Source organism: Alistipes sp. An116 (assembly GCF_002161005.1).
Taxonomy (GTDB): domain Bacteria; phylum Bacteroidota; class Bacteroidia; order Bacteroidales; family Rikenellaceae; genus Alistipes; species Alistipes megaguti.
On record NZ_NFLR01000002.1, the window covers coordinates 1 to 17,041 of the forward strand.

Consider the following 17,041-nt stretch of genomic DNA (forward strand, 5'->3'; position numbering starts at 1 on the left):
TATCAGGGCAGTCTGGAGACCCGCATGACCCTTCTCCGCCTGCTGGACCGCTACATCGAAGGACTCCGCAGCCGGGTGGGTATCGACTGCGCCCGAACCACGCTGAGCACCTACGTCTATACGCGACGCTCGCTCGAAGCCTTTATCCGCCGAAGGTTCGGACTCCCGGACCTCGCCTTCGGACAACTGAACGAACAGTTCATCCGCGAGTATCAGGATTTCACGCAGACCGAGCAGGGCTACGCCCTGCAGACGGTGCGCCACTACCTGGCCGTGGTGAAGAAGATCTGCCGCCTGGCCTTCAAGGAGAGACACTCCGAGAAACTGCATTTCGCCTACTACAAGCTGCCCCGACAGGTGGAGACGACACCCAAAGCGTTGAGCCGCGCCAGCTTCGAGAGGATCCGCGATCTGGACATTCCCGCACAGCGACGGTCGCTCTCGCTGAGCCGCGATCTCTTCCTCTTCGCCTGCTATACGGGCACCTCCTATGCGGATGTCTCGCGCCTGACCGGGGAGAACCTCTACACGGATGAATCGGGCGCCCTATGGCTCAAATACCGGCGGAAGAAGACCGACTACCAGGCCCGTGTAAAACTGCTTCCCGAGGCGCTGGTCCTGCTCGACAAATACCGCGATGCGGAGCGGGAGACACTCTTCCCGCACCAGTCGGCCGACGTAGTGAAGGCCAACATGAAGGGACTTCGGGGCCTGACCGGTATCCCGGAGGCGCTGACCTACCACGCCGGGCGGCACAGCTTCGCCAGTCTGATCACCCTCGACGAAGGGGTTCCGATCGAGACCATCAGCCGGATGCTGGGCCACAGCAACATCCAGACCACACAGATCTATGCACGCGTCACGCCCCGGAAACTCTTCGAGGATATGGACCGGCTGATCGCCGCCACGAGCGACCTGAAACTCATCCTGTAAATCCGTCTATTCATCGTTCAAATCCTTTCTACCATGCGAAGTACCTTTCGAGTCTTCTGTTATATCGATCGCCAGAAGGTCCGGGCGGACGGCACGACGGTCGTCTGGTGCCGGTTGAGTATCGACGGCAAGCGTGCCGTATTGACAACGGGCCTCTATTGCCGGCCCGAGATGTGGGATCCCCGCCGCGGGGAGATCCTTTCACCCCGGGAGAACAACCATCTGGAAGCCTTCCGCCAGCGGGTTGTCCGCACCTACGAACAGATGCTGGAGGAGCAGGGCGTAGTGAGCGCCGCAATGCTGAAGGAGCGGCTTGTCGGGCGCCATCCGGTTCCGACGACCCTGCTGGCAACGGGCGAGGCGGAGCTCGAGCGGCTGGAGCGCCGTGCCGAACGGATCGGCTCGACCTCCACGTGGCGTGAGTCGCGCCTCATGCAGGGCAACCTGCGGCGCTTCCTGCAAAGCCGCGGCGAGGAGGATCTCCCGCTGCGGGATCTGACCGAGGCATTCGGGCAGGCCTTCAAACTCTACCTGAAGAGCTCGCAGCATCGCAGCCCCTCCTACGTCAACCGCAGCCTGACCTGGCTCAACCGACTGGCCTATATCGCCGTTGATCGGGAGATCCTGCGATGCAATCCGCTGGAGGATCTTCCTTACGAGAAGAAAGTCCCGCCGCGCCATCGGGCCATCAGCCGCGAGGATCTGCAGCGTCTGCTGACACACCCGCAGGCGGATTCGCGGCTGGAGCTGATCCGCCGGATGTTTCTCTTCTCCTGCCTGACGGGACTTGCCTATGCGGACATGCAGTCGCTCTACCCACACCACATCGGACAGACCGCCGAGGGTCGGAGCTACATCCGCAAGCAGCGGGTCAAGACCCGCATCGAGGCCTTCATCCCGCTGCATCCCATCGCCGAGCAGATCCTCGCGCTCTACAACCGGACGGACGACACGCAGCCGGTCTTCCCGCTGGGACCACGCGACGGAATCTGGCACGACATCCACCAGCTGGGCATCATCGTCGGCATCCAAGAGAATCTTTCATACCACCAGAGCCGCCACAGCTTCGGCACGCTGGCCATCTCCGCCGGGCTTTCCATCGAGAGTATCGCCAAGATGATGGGACATGCGAACATCTCCACCACCCAGGGCTACGCACAGATCACCGAGCAGAAGATCTCCGAGGATATGGACCGCCTGATCCGCCGCCGCGCACGACGGCAGGGCGAATCCCCGGCGAAGATGTAGCGATTTCCCGACGACGACTGACTCCCGGAGATCCCGAGACCGGCCGTTGTTTTTGTCCCGGCTCCTTTTCATCCGGCAGCAAGGTAATGGGCCGGAGCGAAATGCCAACCTCATGCCCCGAAGGGTTTTCCCGAGGAGAGGCCTCCGCAGATGGCCCCCCTCGGGAAAAAGGTTGTCGTATTCGCTCCGGCCCGTTTGGGAAGATGCTACCGATGAAAAGGAGAAAAACAACGAACAGCTACATTGTGGGAGCTCAGTTGTTCATCTTCCCTTTCCCTTCCCGCCTTCTGTCTGTTCCGTCTTGTTGCCTCCGTCCTGCCTCTCGTCTATCGGAATTCGTTGCGATAGCCCTCCTCCAGCATCCGTTCGATATCCGAGGAGCGGTAGAGGATCTTGCCGCCCAGCTTGATGTAGGGAATCCGTCCTTGATTGCGGTAATCCTGCAAACTCCGGCGGCTGATCTTCAGCCGCTGCGAAAGCTCCTCGTCCGTATAGAAGCTCTCACCGTCCAACGAGGATTTACGCTTCGAAAACAGCGTCTCCAACGCCTTGGAGAGACGCTCCAGTGCCTGGAAGTACGAGCGGATCCGCTCGTCATGCTCCGTAATCAATTCATTGCCCATTTTCCGCTTGTTTGATGCGAGATCCGACCCGATACCACCACGAGTGCCACGATCCGAATCCCGCCGTTTATACTCCGTTTCTGCGTCTCTGTTCGTGCTTGCGTCGCGCTTCCAGCACCGCAAGGAACGACCGCACATCTTCTGCCCGGTAGTAGATCTTGTGGTTGATCTGCGTGTAGGAGAGCGACCCGTTGCCGCGTAGGGTCTGCAACGTCCGTTTGGAGATATTCAGCAGCTGGCAGACCTGCTGGTTGTCCAGCCACGGCTCCGGCTCGCCGATGCGGTGTGCATGGCAGAGCGCGTCCATCCGTCGTGCGAACTCCTCGAACCGCGCGAGCATCCGCTCGAAGGTTCGGGATTCTACATTGACTATTCCCATGGCAGTGTCGTTTTAAGATCCCGGGAAAGAGCCTGGAACCGATTGCGGCACCAAGCCGTGATTTCCTCGTCGAAGGTTGCGAAGTGGTGCTCCAACACCCGGTCCAGATAGCTGTACATCGAGATTTTGTCGTTGTCGAGGAGTCGCACGATTCGCTGGATCCGTTGGTGAAACTCCGGACGAACATAAATGGCCTTGCCGTAGAGAGCCGCGGTCTTGACCGGCAGCAGGAAGAGGCGCTCATAGTTGGAGACTTTTCTCGATAAAGTCCCGGAATCGAGGGACACCGTTCGGCTGTCACCCCGAAGTTCATGTTCTTGCATAATAATTGGCTTTTAAGGTTTCGAGAGCGAATATAGGGGCAGCGGAGGCATTTTCTCCACCTTCCGCGCTCTATGGCAGTGGTTGGCGTCGGTGTGGCACAGGTTGGCGTCGGTGAGAGTCAAAAATAGCGTATTGAGAGACATCACTTCGGAGTGCCAAACAGAAAATCTGACATTCTGCTTATGGTCAGAATAAAGAGGAAAGATTGCCAGTCCGACAAGGAAGGTGGCGGCAACCCTAATACCTCTACTCCCTCAATATAAAACTCCCTACAGACACCAATAGATCAAGGGGACAAGAGATCCGTAACCCAAGGTATCATGAACTCAGGGAAACAAGGCGTCAAGGATTCTTGAGGCCAAGAGATCAAGAATCCATGAATCCAAGATTTCAGCAGAGACTGAGTTCCAGATTTCAGGACTTCTTGAAACCCGGACATCAAGAACTCTTGAGGTCCGGAGTTCTTGACCTCTAGAGTTCGTGAGGCCAAGAGCTCATGATTTCGGGACATCAGGGGCTCTTGACTTCTGGAGATCAAGATGCCAAGACTTCAATCCGTATTGATTTCCTGGCATCACTATTTCATGATGGATTGAGTTCAAGATTTATTCATTCCGTTTTGATGCAGTTTTGTTCCCGATATCAGTTTCGGGAACGGGTGGTTCGCCTCTTCAGATTGGCCGGCGAACAAGCGGGAACGGGACGTGATATTCGACCCGTTTTTGAGTCCCCGGAACATGATATGTTTCGGGACTCAGCAAGCTGTGTTTTCCGTTACGCGAAATAGATTTCGTAACAGAAAACAGCTTGCCCGCAAGGGGATGGAAAACTCCTCCGAAGTCGTCGCTTTTTACCGGGCACCCCGTGTACCGAAACCGATTTTCAAAAGATTGGAAATTTCTGCTGGTTTCATTCGGAATTAGCTCCGCGAAGGCCCGTTCTTGAGATTTGTCACACAAAACCGGAAGAATTCATATAAGATTTGCCCTGGTAAATGATGTCTTTGATTCAAATTTTCCCCGGATAAAACGCTTAATGAACGCTGCGTTTTGACAATTAAGTATCTTTATTAAAAGTTTGATTGTACTAAATTTCGAGCATTGACAAGTTGTTTCTACATTACTAAAAGAGTACTAACTTACCAAGATTTTGTTTAGTTTGCCTCTTTTTGCAGGCAATTTAATAAAACAGTGAACAATAGATTGATAATAGAATTCTATTAAATTTTACACATAATGCATATAACCATTTTATAGGGTATAATCATATAGTAGTTTCGATTTATTATTGCAATCGTGATGAGCATAAATGGAAAACCTCCAAAACAATCATCCGTATGCCGTAGCAAGTATGATTGGAATGAAAAAGATCAGATTCAAATATTGGGGAAATTTGAAGAATCTCGCTGGCATATTAGCTGAAATGCTTTTTTAATAATCGAGAACTTCAAAAGTTTTATAAAAGCGATGGGGTATAATGATATGTTAGGTCAAGATATTAAATTGAATTAATGCTGTTGTGTGCAGAAGAAAATCAAAAATAAGAGACAATTTTTTGGGAAGTTCATATTTTTTACCTATATTTGTAATACAAATAATATTATTAAGCTTATTTTAATTTTAACTCACCTATATTATGATCAAACTCTCTGGACTTATTCCCGCTGTATTTACACCGTTTGACAAGACTGGCGCAATCAATTTTTCGCAAATTCAACCCTATGCGAACAAGTTAATTGACGATGGAGCAAATGGCGTATTCGTCTGCGGTTCAACAGGCGAATGTTCATCAATGACGCTATTGGAACGGAAACGTGTTCTTGAAACTTGGGTAAAGGCTGTCGCAGGCCGCATACGAGTCATTGCACACGTAGGAGGAACTTGCCAAGCTGATTGTATCGAACTTGCCAATCATGCAGTTGAACAAGGTGTCGACGCAGTTGGAGCTATCGCCCCTTTTTATTTTAAGCCTGCAACCGTCGAAGAACTTGTGGCATTCTACAAACCAATTGCTGATACTATCTATCCCATTCCATTTTATGCCTATCACATGCCCTCGGTGACGGGTGTTAGCCTTCCGATGAAAGAGTTTCTCGAGAAGGGCTCATGCAAAATGCCAAATCTGAATGGGATCAAATTCACATCAAATAATTTTATGGAGATGCTGGAATGTATTCGTCTCGATGACGGACGTTTCGATATTCTCAACGGATTTGATGAAATGTTGCTTTGTGGGTTGGCTGTTGGTGCGCAAGGAGGCGTAGGCAGCACCTATAATTATTCATTATCCACTTACCGGAATCTTTATAATGCATTCCTCTCTGGTAATATGGATCAGGCTCGCTATTTCCAGCAAGAATCAGTAGAAATTGTCCGCGTTATCATTCGTCATGGCGGTGGTATCCGTGGTGGGAAAGCCATCATGAATTATCTGGGAATTGATTGTGGCAATTGCCGCCCACCCTTTGCGCCCTACACGGAGTCCGAGATGTATCAATTAGGTGAAGAACTTTCTCAAATCGGTTTTGTAAAATAGTCCATTACCTAAACCGGCACTAACCTATGAAGAGATTGATCCTGCTCCTTTTGCTGTCCTTTGCCTCTCCGGTTTCAGCCATTGAATTGCCTTCAACGCAATTGACTGAGACAGATCTGATATGTTGGGATTCTTCGCTAGTTTTACCACAACACGATGGACAATCCAACATTGGCGTGGCCGGTGCCTTTTCCGGGTACATTGACGGAAAACTGCTGATTGCCGGTGGAGCTAATTTCCCGGATCGTACGTCGCTCTCGAACGGTCAAAAACAATATCATCGGGATTTATATATCTATGATCCTACGGAAGGTTGGCAAGTCATTTCCGATGCGTTACCTGCCCCCCGGGCTTATGGAGTATCGATTACTTTGCCAGAAGGCATACTTTGCATCGGAGGCTGTAACACCAATACCTGCACGGATGAGGTATTACTACTGACCCTCACTGGCAGAACCCCTCGTTTTACGCCATGGCCATCATTGCCACGTCCCCTGGCTAATGCCACTGGAGCTTTGGTTGGTGACCGGATCTACGTGGCCGGAGGAATCGAACAGGTGCATGGTGCTACCGCCACCCGTAATTTTTGGATGCTTGATCTTCACGACCGAGAACGAGGATGGCAGGAACTGTCGTCATGGGACGGTCCAGCCCGAGCATTTGCCGTAGCAGCAACGCAAAGCGACGGCTTTGATAATTGTTTTTATTTGTTCAGCGGACGGGATTTCTCTGACAATTCCGACTGGACGATTCTCCAAGACGGTTACTGCTATAATCCTCGCCTTGGGAATTGGAAACGTCTTGAAGGAGAATTTCCAATCATGGCAGGGACGGCAGTTCCTTTTGGAACCAATCATATTCTGTTGATCGGAGGGCGAAACGGAATCAATTCTGACGATCGGTTGTTGAGACTTTATCATACAATTACAGGTACGCTCGTCGAAGCACCTGCCCCCAAAGGAATCATCTTCCCGGTTACGACGAATGCCATTTCGGTCGATAATGAAATATGGATCACGAGCGGTGAAATCAGCCCCGGAGTCCGTACCCCCATCCTGCTGCATGGAACACTTCAAAGTTCCATACATCATTTGACAGGTCTCGATATCTCGGTGATCACGCTCTATTTCCTGTCTCTGGCCCTCATCGGCTGGTATTTTTCGAGAAAACAGAAAACTTCCGATGACTATTTCAAGGGCGGAGGCCGTATTCCGTGGTTTGTTGCCGGATTGAGCATCTTCGGCACGGCTCTCAGCGCCATTACCTTCATGGCCATTCCGGCCAAAGCCTATGCGACGGATTGGAGCTATATGCTTTTTAATTCGGGAATTGTATTGGTCGTTCCGATTATCGTATCGCTGTTCATCCCATTCTTCCGACAACTCAATGTTACGACAGCCTATGAATATCTCGAAGCCCGGTTCAATCCGCTCGTCCGCGTTTTGTGCAGTCTTGCTTTTATCCTTTTCCAGATCGGGCGCATGGGAGTTGTCTTACTGTTGCCGGCAATCGCGTTAAACGTTGTTACAGGATTTGACATTTTTCTTTGCATAAGCCTGATGGGACTTTTAAGTCTTGTTTACACATTCATGGGCGGTATTGAGGCTGTCGCCTGGACCGAAGCCTTGCAGGTTGTCGTATTATTGGGCGCAGCCATTACGGTATTGGTTATCGTCGGTCTGCAACTTCCCGAAAATTTTGGTACGGTCGTTACATCGGCCCTCGAAGCCGGGAAACTCAATCTTGGCTCGACGGCTTTCGATCTTCGCCAGCCCACCATGTGGACAGTATTAATTGCAACATTTTTTACCAATATCACGACATATGGCACCGATCAAACCATTGTTCAGCGCTATTTGACGACGTCCTCCGAACACGAAGCTCGCAAAGGGGTATATGTCAATGCAGCTTTGACTATCCCGGCAACACTTCTTTTCTTTTTGGTAGGAACCGCACTATGGGCTTTCTACCGTTATAATCCGGAGGAGTTAAGTATGGCAGTTCGCGATAGTGACGCCATTCTGCCCTGGTATATCAGTACACAACTGCCATCGGGAATATTGGGTTTGATCATTGCCGGTCTGTTTGCCGCCGCCATGTCAACCCTCAGTAGCAGCATGAACTCTGCAGCAACAGCATTTGTCACGGATATTTATCGCAAATGTACCCATACAGCCCAGGATGGACGAGCATTGTTGCGTATAGCACGGTTTTCGACGCTCGTATTAGGTCTCATCGGTGTAGGATTTGCCTTGATGATGGCATCTTGGGAAATCAAATCGCTTTGGGATGAGTTTTCGAAAATCCTTGGTATTCTGTTAGGTGGTCTGGGAGGATTATTTCTGTTGGGTATTACTACTCGCCGGGCCAATGCGTTCGGAGCAATGTGTGGCATTATTGCCAGCGTTATCGTACAAATTCTTGTGGCTCACAGTGGATATGTCAATCTGTTGCTTTATTCTACTACCGGATTTCTTTCATGCTTCATGGTAGGTTATCTGGCAAGCTTCTGTTTTCCCGGTAATCGTCGAGACATAGATTCATTGACCATATACGCGAGGCGCAGGAAATGCCTGTAACATGATTTTCACAGGTTCTTCACTGCTATAAATTTGTTTAGACGATTTTCCTCGAATATATTTGTCTTACAAAACAAATGAATAACAACCAACTAATCTATCATCAAACCCAAAAACTCCGCCAAATGAAAAATTCTACTACAAAAAAGAGTTCCGACTCCGGATGCGGAGGATGGAACATCTTGCGGAGATGCCTTCTCTATTTGGCATTTCTGTTCGCCGGGATGAGCGTTGGAGCCCAAACACATCGGTTGACGGGTCAGGTTACGGATGACAATGGTCAGCCTGTTGTCGGTGCTTCGATCATTGTCAAAGGTACAACTCAGGGCATTACTACGGATTCCGAGGGAAACTTCTCGCTCAATTTAACAAATAAAAATGCTGTGCTGGTTGTATCATTCATCGGGTTTCAAACGCAAGAAATTTCTGTTGTTCAAGCTCAAAATCATCTCAATATCAGACTTGCCGCTGAAACTATCTCCGTTGACGAGGTCGTCGTGGTCGGCTATGGAGAACAATCCCGACGATCGGTAACGTCATCAATTGCCAAACTCGATGGAGAGGCTTTACAAAACATTCCTATTTCAACGGTTGGTGAAGGCTTGAAAGGGAAAATCGCAGGTCTGAAAGTTACACAGACCAACTTTTCTCCGGGAGGAGGATTTTCCTATCAGATACGCGGAGGTTCATCGATCAACGGTTCGAATTCACCTTTGGTGCTTGTCGACGGAGTTGAACGCGATTTTTCTACCATCAATCCTAATGATATTGCATCGATTGATGTATTGAAAGACGCAGCTTCGTCGGCAATTTACGGAGCAAAGGCTTCGAACGGAATCATCCTTGTAACCACCAAACGCGGCGGTTACAACAAGGCTCCCCGCATTACATTCGAGGCCAATTGGGCTTGGCAGGATACTGAAACCGAAATCGAATTTCTGAATGCTCGTGAATATATCGAAGTTGTCCGTACGGCAGTTGCAGAATATCTCGACGTTCCATCTCGAGCATCCGATGCTTTGAGTTATCTGAACGGAGCCCATTCGGCCGGTATCGGCAATAAGCCCAACAGCCTTTATTCGACCCGTTATTACGATCCGGCAACCGATGTGCTTCCGGCTGGGTATAAAACCATGCCTGATCCGATCAATCCGTCAAGAATAATCATGTATTGTGATACGGACTGGCAGGATCTGCTCTATAATGGTGCCTGGTGGCAGAATTATTATTTGGGAATCGACGGCGGCGGTGAGCGGACTCGTTATTCGGCCAGTCTGGGATATACCAATGATGAGGGTGTGGCTCTTTCAACAGGATATGACCGCATCAACTTCAAAAGCAATCTCGACGTTAAAGTCACCAAGAGATTGACCGCCAGTTTCGGAGTGGATTTTGCCCGGACCAATACGGAAGCTTATGCAGACCAACGGAATACCATTGCCCGAGGATTAGCCAATCCTCCGACCATGAACGCATATTACGAAGACGGCACACCGGTTGAGGGGTACAACTCATCTTCACAAACTCCGCTTTTTTATGATAAATATTATGATCGAAGCAATCAAAAAAATTACCTGTCATTGATTGGAGGTCTGAAATGGGAAATCATCGACGGATTGACAGCCAATGTACAAGGATCATTCTTCCGCACCGACTCAAAGAACAAACAATTCATTCGAACCAATGTATTCGATGCTACGCGCAAATCCTCATGGGGTCAAACCATGACCGAACGACAAAAACTCGAAGCCTATGTCTCCTATAATAAGACGGTCGCCGAGCATCATAATTTTTCGATCATGGGCGGTTATTCCTACCAGAAACGCGATTATGAGACGGTCAGCATGGCCGGTTCCGGCGGCACTTCGGACAAAGTTACGACAATCAACGGATCCTCGATCTTCGAACCCAATGATATCACCTCGTCGGAACAGGCCGAATGTCAGATCGGATTCTTCGGTCGATTCAATTATGACTACAAGGGGAAATACCTTCTGACAGCCACGTTTCGGGAAGATGGTTCATCAAAATTTGCCAAAAATAATCGATGGGGATTTTTCCCCGGCATTTCGGGTGGTTGGGTATTGACGGAAGAATCGTGGCTCAATGATATCCGCCAGTTGAATTTCCTCAAACTGCGAGCCAGCTATGGCTCAACCGGCAATAATGCATCGGTGGGAATTTACGATGCTTATGGCTCTTATGGAGCAAGTTATATGTACAATGGGCATTCGGGAATCAAGCCCTCGGAAATGCCCAACGAGATGTTGCAATGGGAGACCTCAAATCAGCTTGACATTGGACTCGAAGCCGGTTTGTTCAAGAATCGAATCTACGTAAGTGCCGATTTCTTCGACAAACGCACTCACAATCTGCTCTATGAGCAGAATCTACCCAATACGACCGGATTTTCGAAGTTTTGGACCAACCTGGGTAAGGTCCGGTTCTGGGGCTATGAACTGGAATTGACCACGCGCAATATCGAGAAAAAAGATTTTAGTTGGATGTCGAAACTTGTATTGAGCTATCAGCAAAACAGAGTTCTCAAATTGCCAGACAATGGAATTGACAAAAATCGGACAGGAGGTATTGCATTGGGAGACGGCACCTTCTTCGGCGGCATTGCCGAAGGTGAACCGCTGAACCGTTTCTACGGATATGTGGCTACGGGGATTATCGAAACCGAGGAACAAGCAGCCAATGCCTATTACGATGCATTATCGCGCTTACCTAAAAAAGGCGCGAAACGAGTTGGAGACTATGAATGGGCCGATCGAAACGGTGATGGTCAAATTACGACAGCAGACCAATTCTGTTTAGGTGTCACCGTTCCGCCTTTTACTGGAGGTCTGCAAAACACATTCCGTTTGAAAAACTGGACTTTATCGCTCTACTTGGATTGGGCTACGGGACACTCAATTTTCGACGAATCCTATTCGCGTTATTTCTATGGGACCTTCACCAACAACTATGCGCTGGCAAAGGATGTATTGAAGGCCTGGAAAAAGCCTGGTGACAAAACCAAGTACGCTAAATTTTACGCTAATGATTCGAACTGGGGGAACGACAATTACAACCGCCGGGCCACCAACACCTTCACGTACAAGGGCGATTATCTTTGTCTGCGTGAAATCACGCTTCAATACTCGCTTCCGTCCAAGTTATTTACGAAGATCGGACTCAAAGGGGTAACATTTACCGTATCGGGAAATAATCTCTACTACTTCACCGAGGTCAAGGGAATCTCGCCTGAAGCCGGAGCCTCGACCACCTATGACGGCGATGTATTTTACAACTATCCACCGATCCGACGCTTGTCGTTCGGCGTTCGGCTGATCTTTTAATAAACATCAATTAAAGACCGTTATGAAAAAAAGACTCATAAAACTCGTCCTGCTTGTCTGGGTTTCGGCCGGCATGACATCGTGCCTGGATGATATGGACATTACACAGAAGAGTAAAATCACGACCTCGAACATGTGGCTAGACGAGGGTGATGCAACAGGAGCTCTCTACGGTATGTACCATCAGTTCCGTTCCACATTCCAGACCGCCATGATCTATTGGGGCGATTATCGGGCCGGAACATTCACCAACGGAGCCGGAGGATCGGGATCGGCTGATAAAATGTTCAAAAATGAACTTGACAGCAGTGAGACCAAAGGTACTAACTGGGGATCTTGTTATACGACGATCAACAATGCCAACCTTATTCTGCGCCATGTTCCGGAGATTCGATTTTCGGACGAAAGTCAGAAAAATCTTATCCTGGCCAACGCCTATTTCGTGCGCGCATATACTTATTACAATATAGCCCGCGTATGGGGAGATGCACCGTTGCTTTTGACCGGATTCGAATCAAGCGACAATGATCTGCAACCTTCGCGCAGTGACGTATCGTTGATTTACGAACGTGTAGGCAAAGACATCGAGGAAGCTCTCCGATTGATGCCCGCATCAGCTACTGACTGTACGATTGCCACGCGAAGCGCTGTTCAGATGCTCAAAGCCGATTACAATCTTTGGCTTTATCAGACGCGCAATGGCGGAGAGAATGCCCTTTTGGCTGCGGACGAAGCGCTTACCGAGGTGTTTAAGGATTCCCGGCTTGAGTTGATCGATTCTTATGCCGACATTTTTGATATTTCGAAAAAGAATAACGCCGAAATCATTCTTACGCTTCATTTCGCTCAAGGTGAATATGAGGGAGGTTACGCCAGCACCTATCTCATTCCCTTGACGCGGTTCTATTCTGCCAGTGAACATATCGAGACTCATGTCAAGTTGATGACGGCCGATGATCAGCGTTTCATCTTTTCTCCATCTCTTGTGGACCTTCTCTACGAGGACGAACGAGATAGTCGGACCCCCGTCAGTTATGGCGATTGGACTGATGAGGAGGAAGGATACCGTTATACGTGGGTCAACAAGTTTGCAGGCAAATGGGCTGACAACCAACGTTATTTCATTTCCGATCTTCCCCTTTACCGATACGCCGAAGCATTACTCTTTAAAGCTGAAATCGAAAACGAGCGAGGCAATACATCAGAGGCCCTTATCTATCTTAATCGTGTAGCTAAACGGGCTTACGGTATCGACAACTATTACACGATTTCAGACTATTATGGTTTCAAGGAGGCTTTGATGACCGAATATCTGAAAGAATTCGCCGGCGAAGGCAAAAGCTGGTGGAATTACATTCGATTGGGTTATGCTTTTACACACATAGAGTCGCTCCGAGGACGTCAGAATGAGACTAATATTCTGCTGTGGCCCATTACGGCGGCTTGCATGAGTGAAAATCCGAATATCCGACAAACAGTAGGTTACAACTAAAAAAGCACGATAATGAAAATAAAAATATTGCAATGGTTGTTCCTTGTAGCGACGGTGACAACCACAGCTTGCGGTGATTCCTTTGAATTCGGGACGCCGACTCATGATCTCAATGAAGGGATTGATCCAACGTCAGGACCGACTCAAATACTATGGAAAAACAAAGGGGCCGTTTATTCCACTGGGCGAGTCCACAATTTCCGGATTCCGAGCTTGGTTCGGACTCCGCATAAACTGATTGCCTTTTGTGAAGCTCGTGAAGAAACCGGGCAGACCAACAAGGATGGAGGCGACATCGATCTGATTTACCGGGTATCGACCGATGATGGTCAGAGTTGGGGTCCCTCACAAGTATTATTCAACGACGAAGACAATACTTGCGGAAACGCATGTCCTGTTTATACGGAAAGCGGCCGTCTCGTTGTACTTTGCTGTTGGCAACGCACCGGAACAACTGAAGAAAAATTTAAAAGTAATTATTTCTCGTTTGAAGAGTCGCAACGATATGCTTGCCATGTTGTTTGTTTTTATTCCGACGATGAGGGCGAGACATGGTCGGGCCCGTTCAAATGGTTCACCGAAGATCGTAATTCTACTCCGGAAACCTATTTGTGGACCGGATTTTTGAAAACTGGACCCGGACATGCCATTCAACTGAAAAATGGAGAGCATAAAGGGCGCATTATTGTCGGTTGTGATCACAAATATCAGATATATAATGGAGAACCCATAGCTGAAAATTCAGAGGATGAGAACTATTTCGGCTCACACATAGCCTATTCAGACGACAATGGTGAAAGTTGGCATATGCTTGAGCTTGACGAAGAATTGCACTATGGAAATGAATGTATTCCGGTTGAGTTGTCCGATGGACGTGTTTATCTCGACATGCGAGGAACCGGAGCCTTTAAAAATCAGCGAGGTTGGAGTGTCAGTGCGGATGGCGGCATTTCTTGGAGCAAATACACGTCCAATCCGTCACGTCCGGATCCTGGATGCCAGGGATCAATTATCAATTATAACATGGACGGAGTTCCTTCTTCAATCATTCTGACTAGCAGCAATAACAGTACGGAACGTGAACATCTTTCGCTCCGCGCCAGTCTCGATAACTGTGCTACATGGAAATCAAATGTCTATCAGATCACTGACAGCAAATCCGGGTATTCAGACCTGGTCGTTTTCGAAGACGGCAGTGTCGGCATACTTTATGAAAACGGGACTTCGGTCTATCGCGAGCAGATTTCGTTCCGAAAGATTCCAGCTGCCACAATTGCAAAATATCTTAATGAATAAATTTTCATGTTATGAAAAAACGAATCATAAGTCTCCTATGCGGATTCTTCCTCGCTGTGGCTTGTTCGCCCGAACTATACGATGAGAACAGTGTATTGGAGAACAACCGGCAACAAACCGAGATGAATATCGAAATACAGGTCAGCGGTACGATGGTTTCGACACGCTCAATCGCGTCGTCCGACGAAATGGCAGTCGAGAGCTATGATATCTATGTTTTCGATGTTACGAACGATGCTCTGCAATACTATGAACAAGGAATTTCAGCCTCGGAGCCTGAACCAATTGCCAGCTCGTACAATTGCCGCATCGGAACTCAACAAATCCAGCTTTCCACATCAGGCCCAAAACACATTTTCATACTGGCAAACACAGGTAACAGTATCACGCTTCCGTCACTCGTCACTCTTGACGAAGCAACCGAAAATACACCAGCTACAACGCTCGACAATTTCCGGAATCATGTTGTCGTGGCATCGGCGGCTGCCCAATCGCCGAAAGCACCATTCGTCATGGCCGGAGCAACGTTCATCGCAAGTGCTGCCAACGCCTTCGTTCCAGTATGTCTGGCGCGTACCGTCACTAAAATATCGCTTTGCAATACGCTTCCCGAACAAATCATTCTTTCAGATATCTCCGTTTCAGATGCATCAGCCAACGCCTATCCTTTTATTTCGAATATCCCGGTCGATTTGCTAACGGTCGATTACACGGACGTCGTCGATCCGACTGTCGGCGAAGAAGCCGGAGCTTTTTATTTGTTACCGGCGCCTGCCAATCAGACATCGGTCACGATAAAAGGTACATTTTCCGGTAATGATTTCGTCTGCAAAACCACATTGTCCAGCATCCTTTATGCAGACTACGACTACAAACTGACACTCTCCAATCGAAATGGAGAAGTGATAGCCGTACTTTCGCCCGATTTCAGCGGAGAAACAGACAAAGAAGCCATCGAAATTACGGGAGAATGGCTCTCAGATAAAAATACCGTAACTCTGCCTTTCACACCCGAACCCAATTACGGCTTTACGATAGGCTATATCCTGAACGTCGATGGATCAGCCGAAATCAAAAAAGGTCCGGAAGATTGGTACGATGCAGCCATCGTAAAGGAGGGTACGATCCGTATCCGCACATTGAAAGAAAACACCGGCGAGGACCGGACTGCTACCTTTACCGTCAATGTGGGAGGTGTGACCTGCAATGTTTCGGTAATCCAACAGGGACTTGCTGGCATTACTGCCGTCAAGTTCGGTAATCTGGAATGGATGGATCGCCCAATTGGAGCGACGCTCAAAGCCTCTCAGGCCTATGCCAACAACGTACGCAGTTTCGGTTACCTTTATCAATGGGGTCGTACGGTCCCGTTCCCGGCAGCTGGGGATGTAGAGATCGTATCGACTCAAATGACTCCAACAGAAGCTCTTGCCAGTCCGGCATTTATCGCCTATACGGGCGAATCTCAAGACTGGAATTCACAGGGCATCGAGGGCTCTTTCGATCAATATTGGGAATCTGTTTCTGAAAATCCTTGTCCCGAGGGTTGGCGTTTGCCGACTTATGAGGAGATCGCAGAAGTTATGCTCTACCGAAATGACGCCTTGATTTTCGCAAACGGCAAACAATCCACCGCAGAAGTTCTTCCGAACGGAGTAACTTATCCCTATGTCGGTTATGGATCCGGAGCTATTACGAAAGACACGGAAACCATGTTCCATTCAGGAATCAAACGTAAGGGAACTTCCGATGCTTATTACGTCCGCTATTTGTGGATTAACAAAGGAGGCACGCAAACTACGACACCTCCTTCGTGGTCGGCAGCACACGATCCGAACGAAAAACAGAACTACATGACAGGGGGTGAGAATATTTTACGTATTGATCGACTTAAGGCCGATGCTTCGGCCGACTTTGCCAATGTGGAAGAAGCTAGGAATTTCTGGCCGGAGCACGAGAATGATCCAGGTGTGGAAACATTGGTATTTCCCTGTGGTGGACGTCGTGATGCGACGGGCAATTTGGTTGAGTCGAAGAATGCAGCCTTCTATTGGTCTCGATCGATGTTTACGGGCGAAGGTAACACATATTCAAAGACCGCAACAACCTATGCGTCAGGTCTGCTCTTCTTCCGTCCTGCCGGACGTTTCATCTTCATGTACGCTCCGGCAATAGGAACGGCAGAGGTTCATGCCAATACAGAAGACCTCGGCTATCGAAACCAAGCGATGCAAATCCGATGTGTGAAAGAAAAATAAAAATAGGATAAACCAGAGGGAAGGTAATAT

The 17,041-nt window shown here is 48.9% G+C and carries 11 protein-coding genes; 8 read left to right on the forward strand and 3 right to left on the reverse strand.

The window, feature by feature from the left end; genetic code table 11:
• Together B5E60_RS01315 and B5E60_RS01320 are read left to right on the forward strand one after the other, a co-directional pair.
• The coding region (locus B5E60_RS01315) for a tyrosine-type recombinase/integrase (protein ID WP_143260620.1) at positions 1-933 on the forward strand (933 nt) is incomplete at its 5' end.
• Positions 934-966: 33 nt separating this feature from the next.
• Entirely contained in the window at positions 967-2,181 is a 1,215-nt protein-coding gene (locus B5E60_RS01320; protein ID WP_087309097.1) for a site-specific integrase, read from the forward strand.
• Positions 2,182-2,507: 326 nt separating this feature from the next.
• Here the strand turns inward: B5E60_RS01320 and B5E60_RS01325 are convergent, their stop codons facing one another.
• The 3 genes from B5E60_RS01325 to B5E60_RS01335 form a co-directional block, all read right to left on the reverse strand.
• The gene (locus B5E60_RS01325; protein ID WP_015546259.1) at positions 2,508-2,804 is read right to left on the reverse strand and encodes a helix-turn-helix domain-containing protein; all 297 of its coding nucleotides are present in this window, start codon (positions 2,802-2,804) and stop codon (positions 2,508-2,510) included.
• Between the two features lie 67 nt (positions 2,805-2,871).
• Complete coding sequence (locus B5E60_RS01330; protein WP_087309098.1) at positions 2,872-3,183, reverse strand: helix-turn-helix domain-containing protein; 312 nt, start codon at positions 3,181-3,183, stop codon at positions 2,872-2,874.
• Positions 3,174-3,506 (reverse strand): DUF3408 domain-containing protein, encoded by a 333-nt coding sequence (locus B5E60_RS01335; RefSeq protein ID WP_087309099.1) that lies wholly within the window; start codon positions 3,504-3,506, stop codon positions 3,174-3,176. Before B5E60_RS01335 ends, B5E60_RS01330 begins: the two co-directional genes overlap by 10 nt.
• 1,636 nt (positions 3,507-5,142) lie before the next feature.
• Here B5E60_RS01335 and B5E60_RS01340 point away from each other — a divergent pair.
• The 6 genes from B5E60_RS01340 to B5E60_RS01365 all read left to right on the forward strand — a co-directional run bounded on the left by B5E60_RS01340 (position 5,143) and on the right by B5E60_RS01365 (position 17,011).
• Entirely contained in the window at positions 5,143-6,042 is a 900-nt protein-coding gene (locus B5E60_RS01340) for a dihydrodipicolinate synthase family protein (protein WP_087309100.1), read from the forward strand.
• A gap of 26 nt (positions 6,043-6,068) precedes the next feature.
• Positions 6,069-8,621 carry a sodium:solute symporter family transporter gene (locus B5E60_RS01345; RefSeq protein ID WP_204246423.1) on the forward strand — a complete coding sequence of 851 codons (2,553 nt, stop codon included), beginning with the start codon at positions 6,069-6,071 and terminating at the stop codon, positions 8,619-8,621.
• A 77-nt stretch (positions 8,622-8,698) separates the two neighbouring features.
• On the forward strand, positions 8,699-11,965 hold the full coding sequence (locus B5E60_RS01350; protein ID WP_239403157.1) for a SusC/RagA family TonB-linked outer membrane protein: 3,267 nt from the start codon (positions 8,699-8,701) through the stop codon (positions 11,963-11,965).
• Between the two features lie 22 nt (positions 11,966-11,987).
• A complete protein-coding gene (locus B5E60_RS01355) occupies positions 11,988-13,457 on the forward strand; it encodes a RagB/SusD family nutrient uptake outer membrane protein (RefSeq protein WP_087309102.1) in 1,470 nt (489 codons plus the stop codon).
• Between the two features lie 12 nt (positions 13,458-13,469).
• Positions 13,470-14,753, forward strand: coding sequence for a sialidase family protein (locus B5E60_RS01360; RefSeq protein WP_087309103.1), 1,284 nt, complete (start codon positions 13,470-13,472; stop codon positions 14,751-14,753).
• Positions 14,754-14,764: 11 nt separating this feature from the next.
• The gene (locus B5E60_RS01365) at positions 14,765-17,011 is read left to right on the forward strand and encodes a fimbrial protein (RefSeq protein ID WP_087309104.1); all 2,247 of its coding nucleotides are present in this window, start codon (positions 14,765-14,767) and stop codon (positions 17,009-17,011) included.
• Positions 17,012-17,041 lie beyond the last annotated feature (30 nt).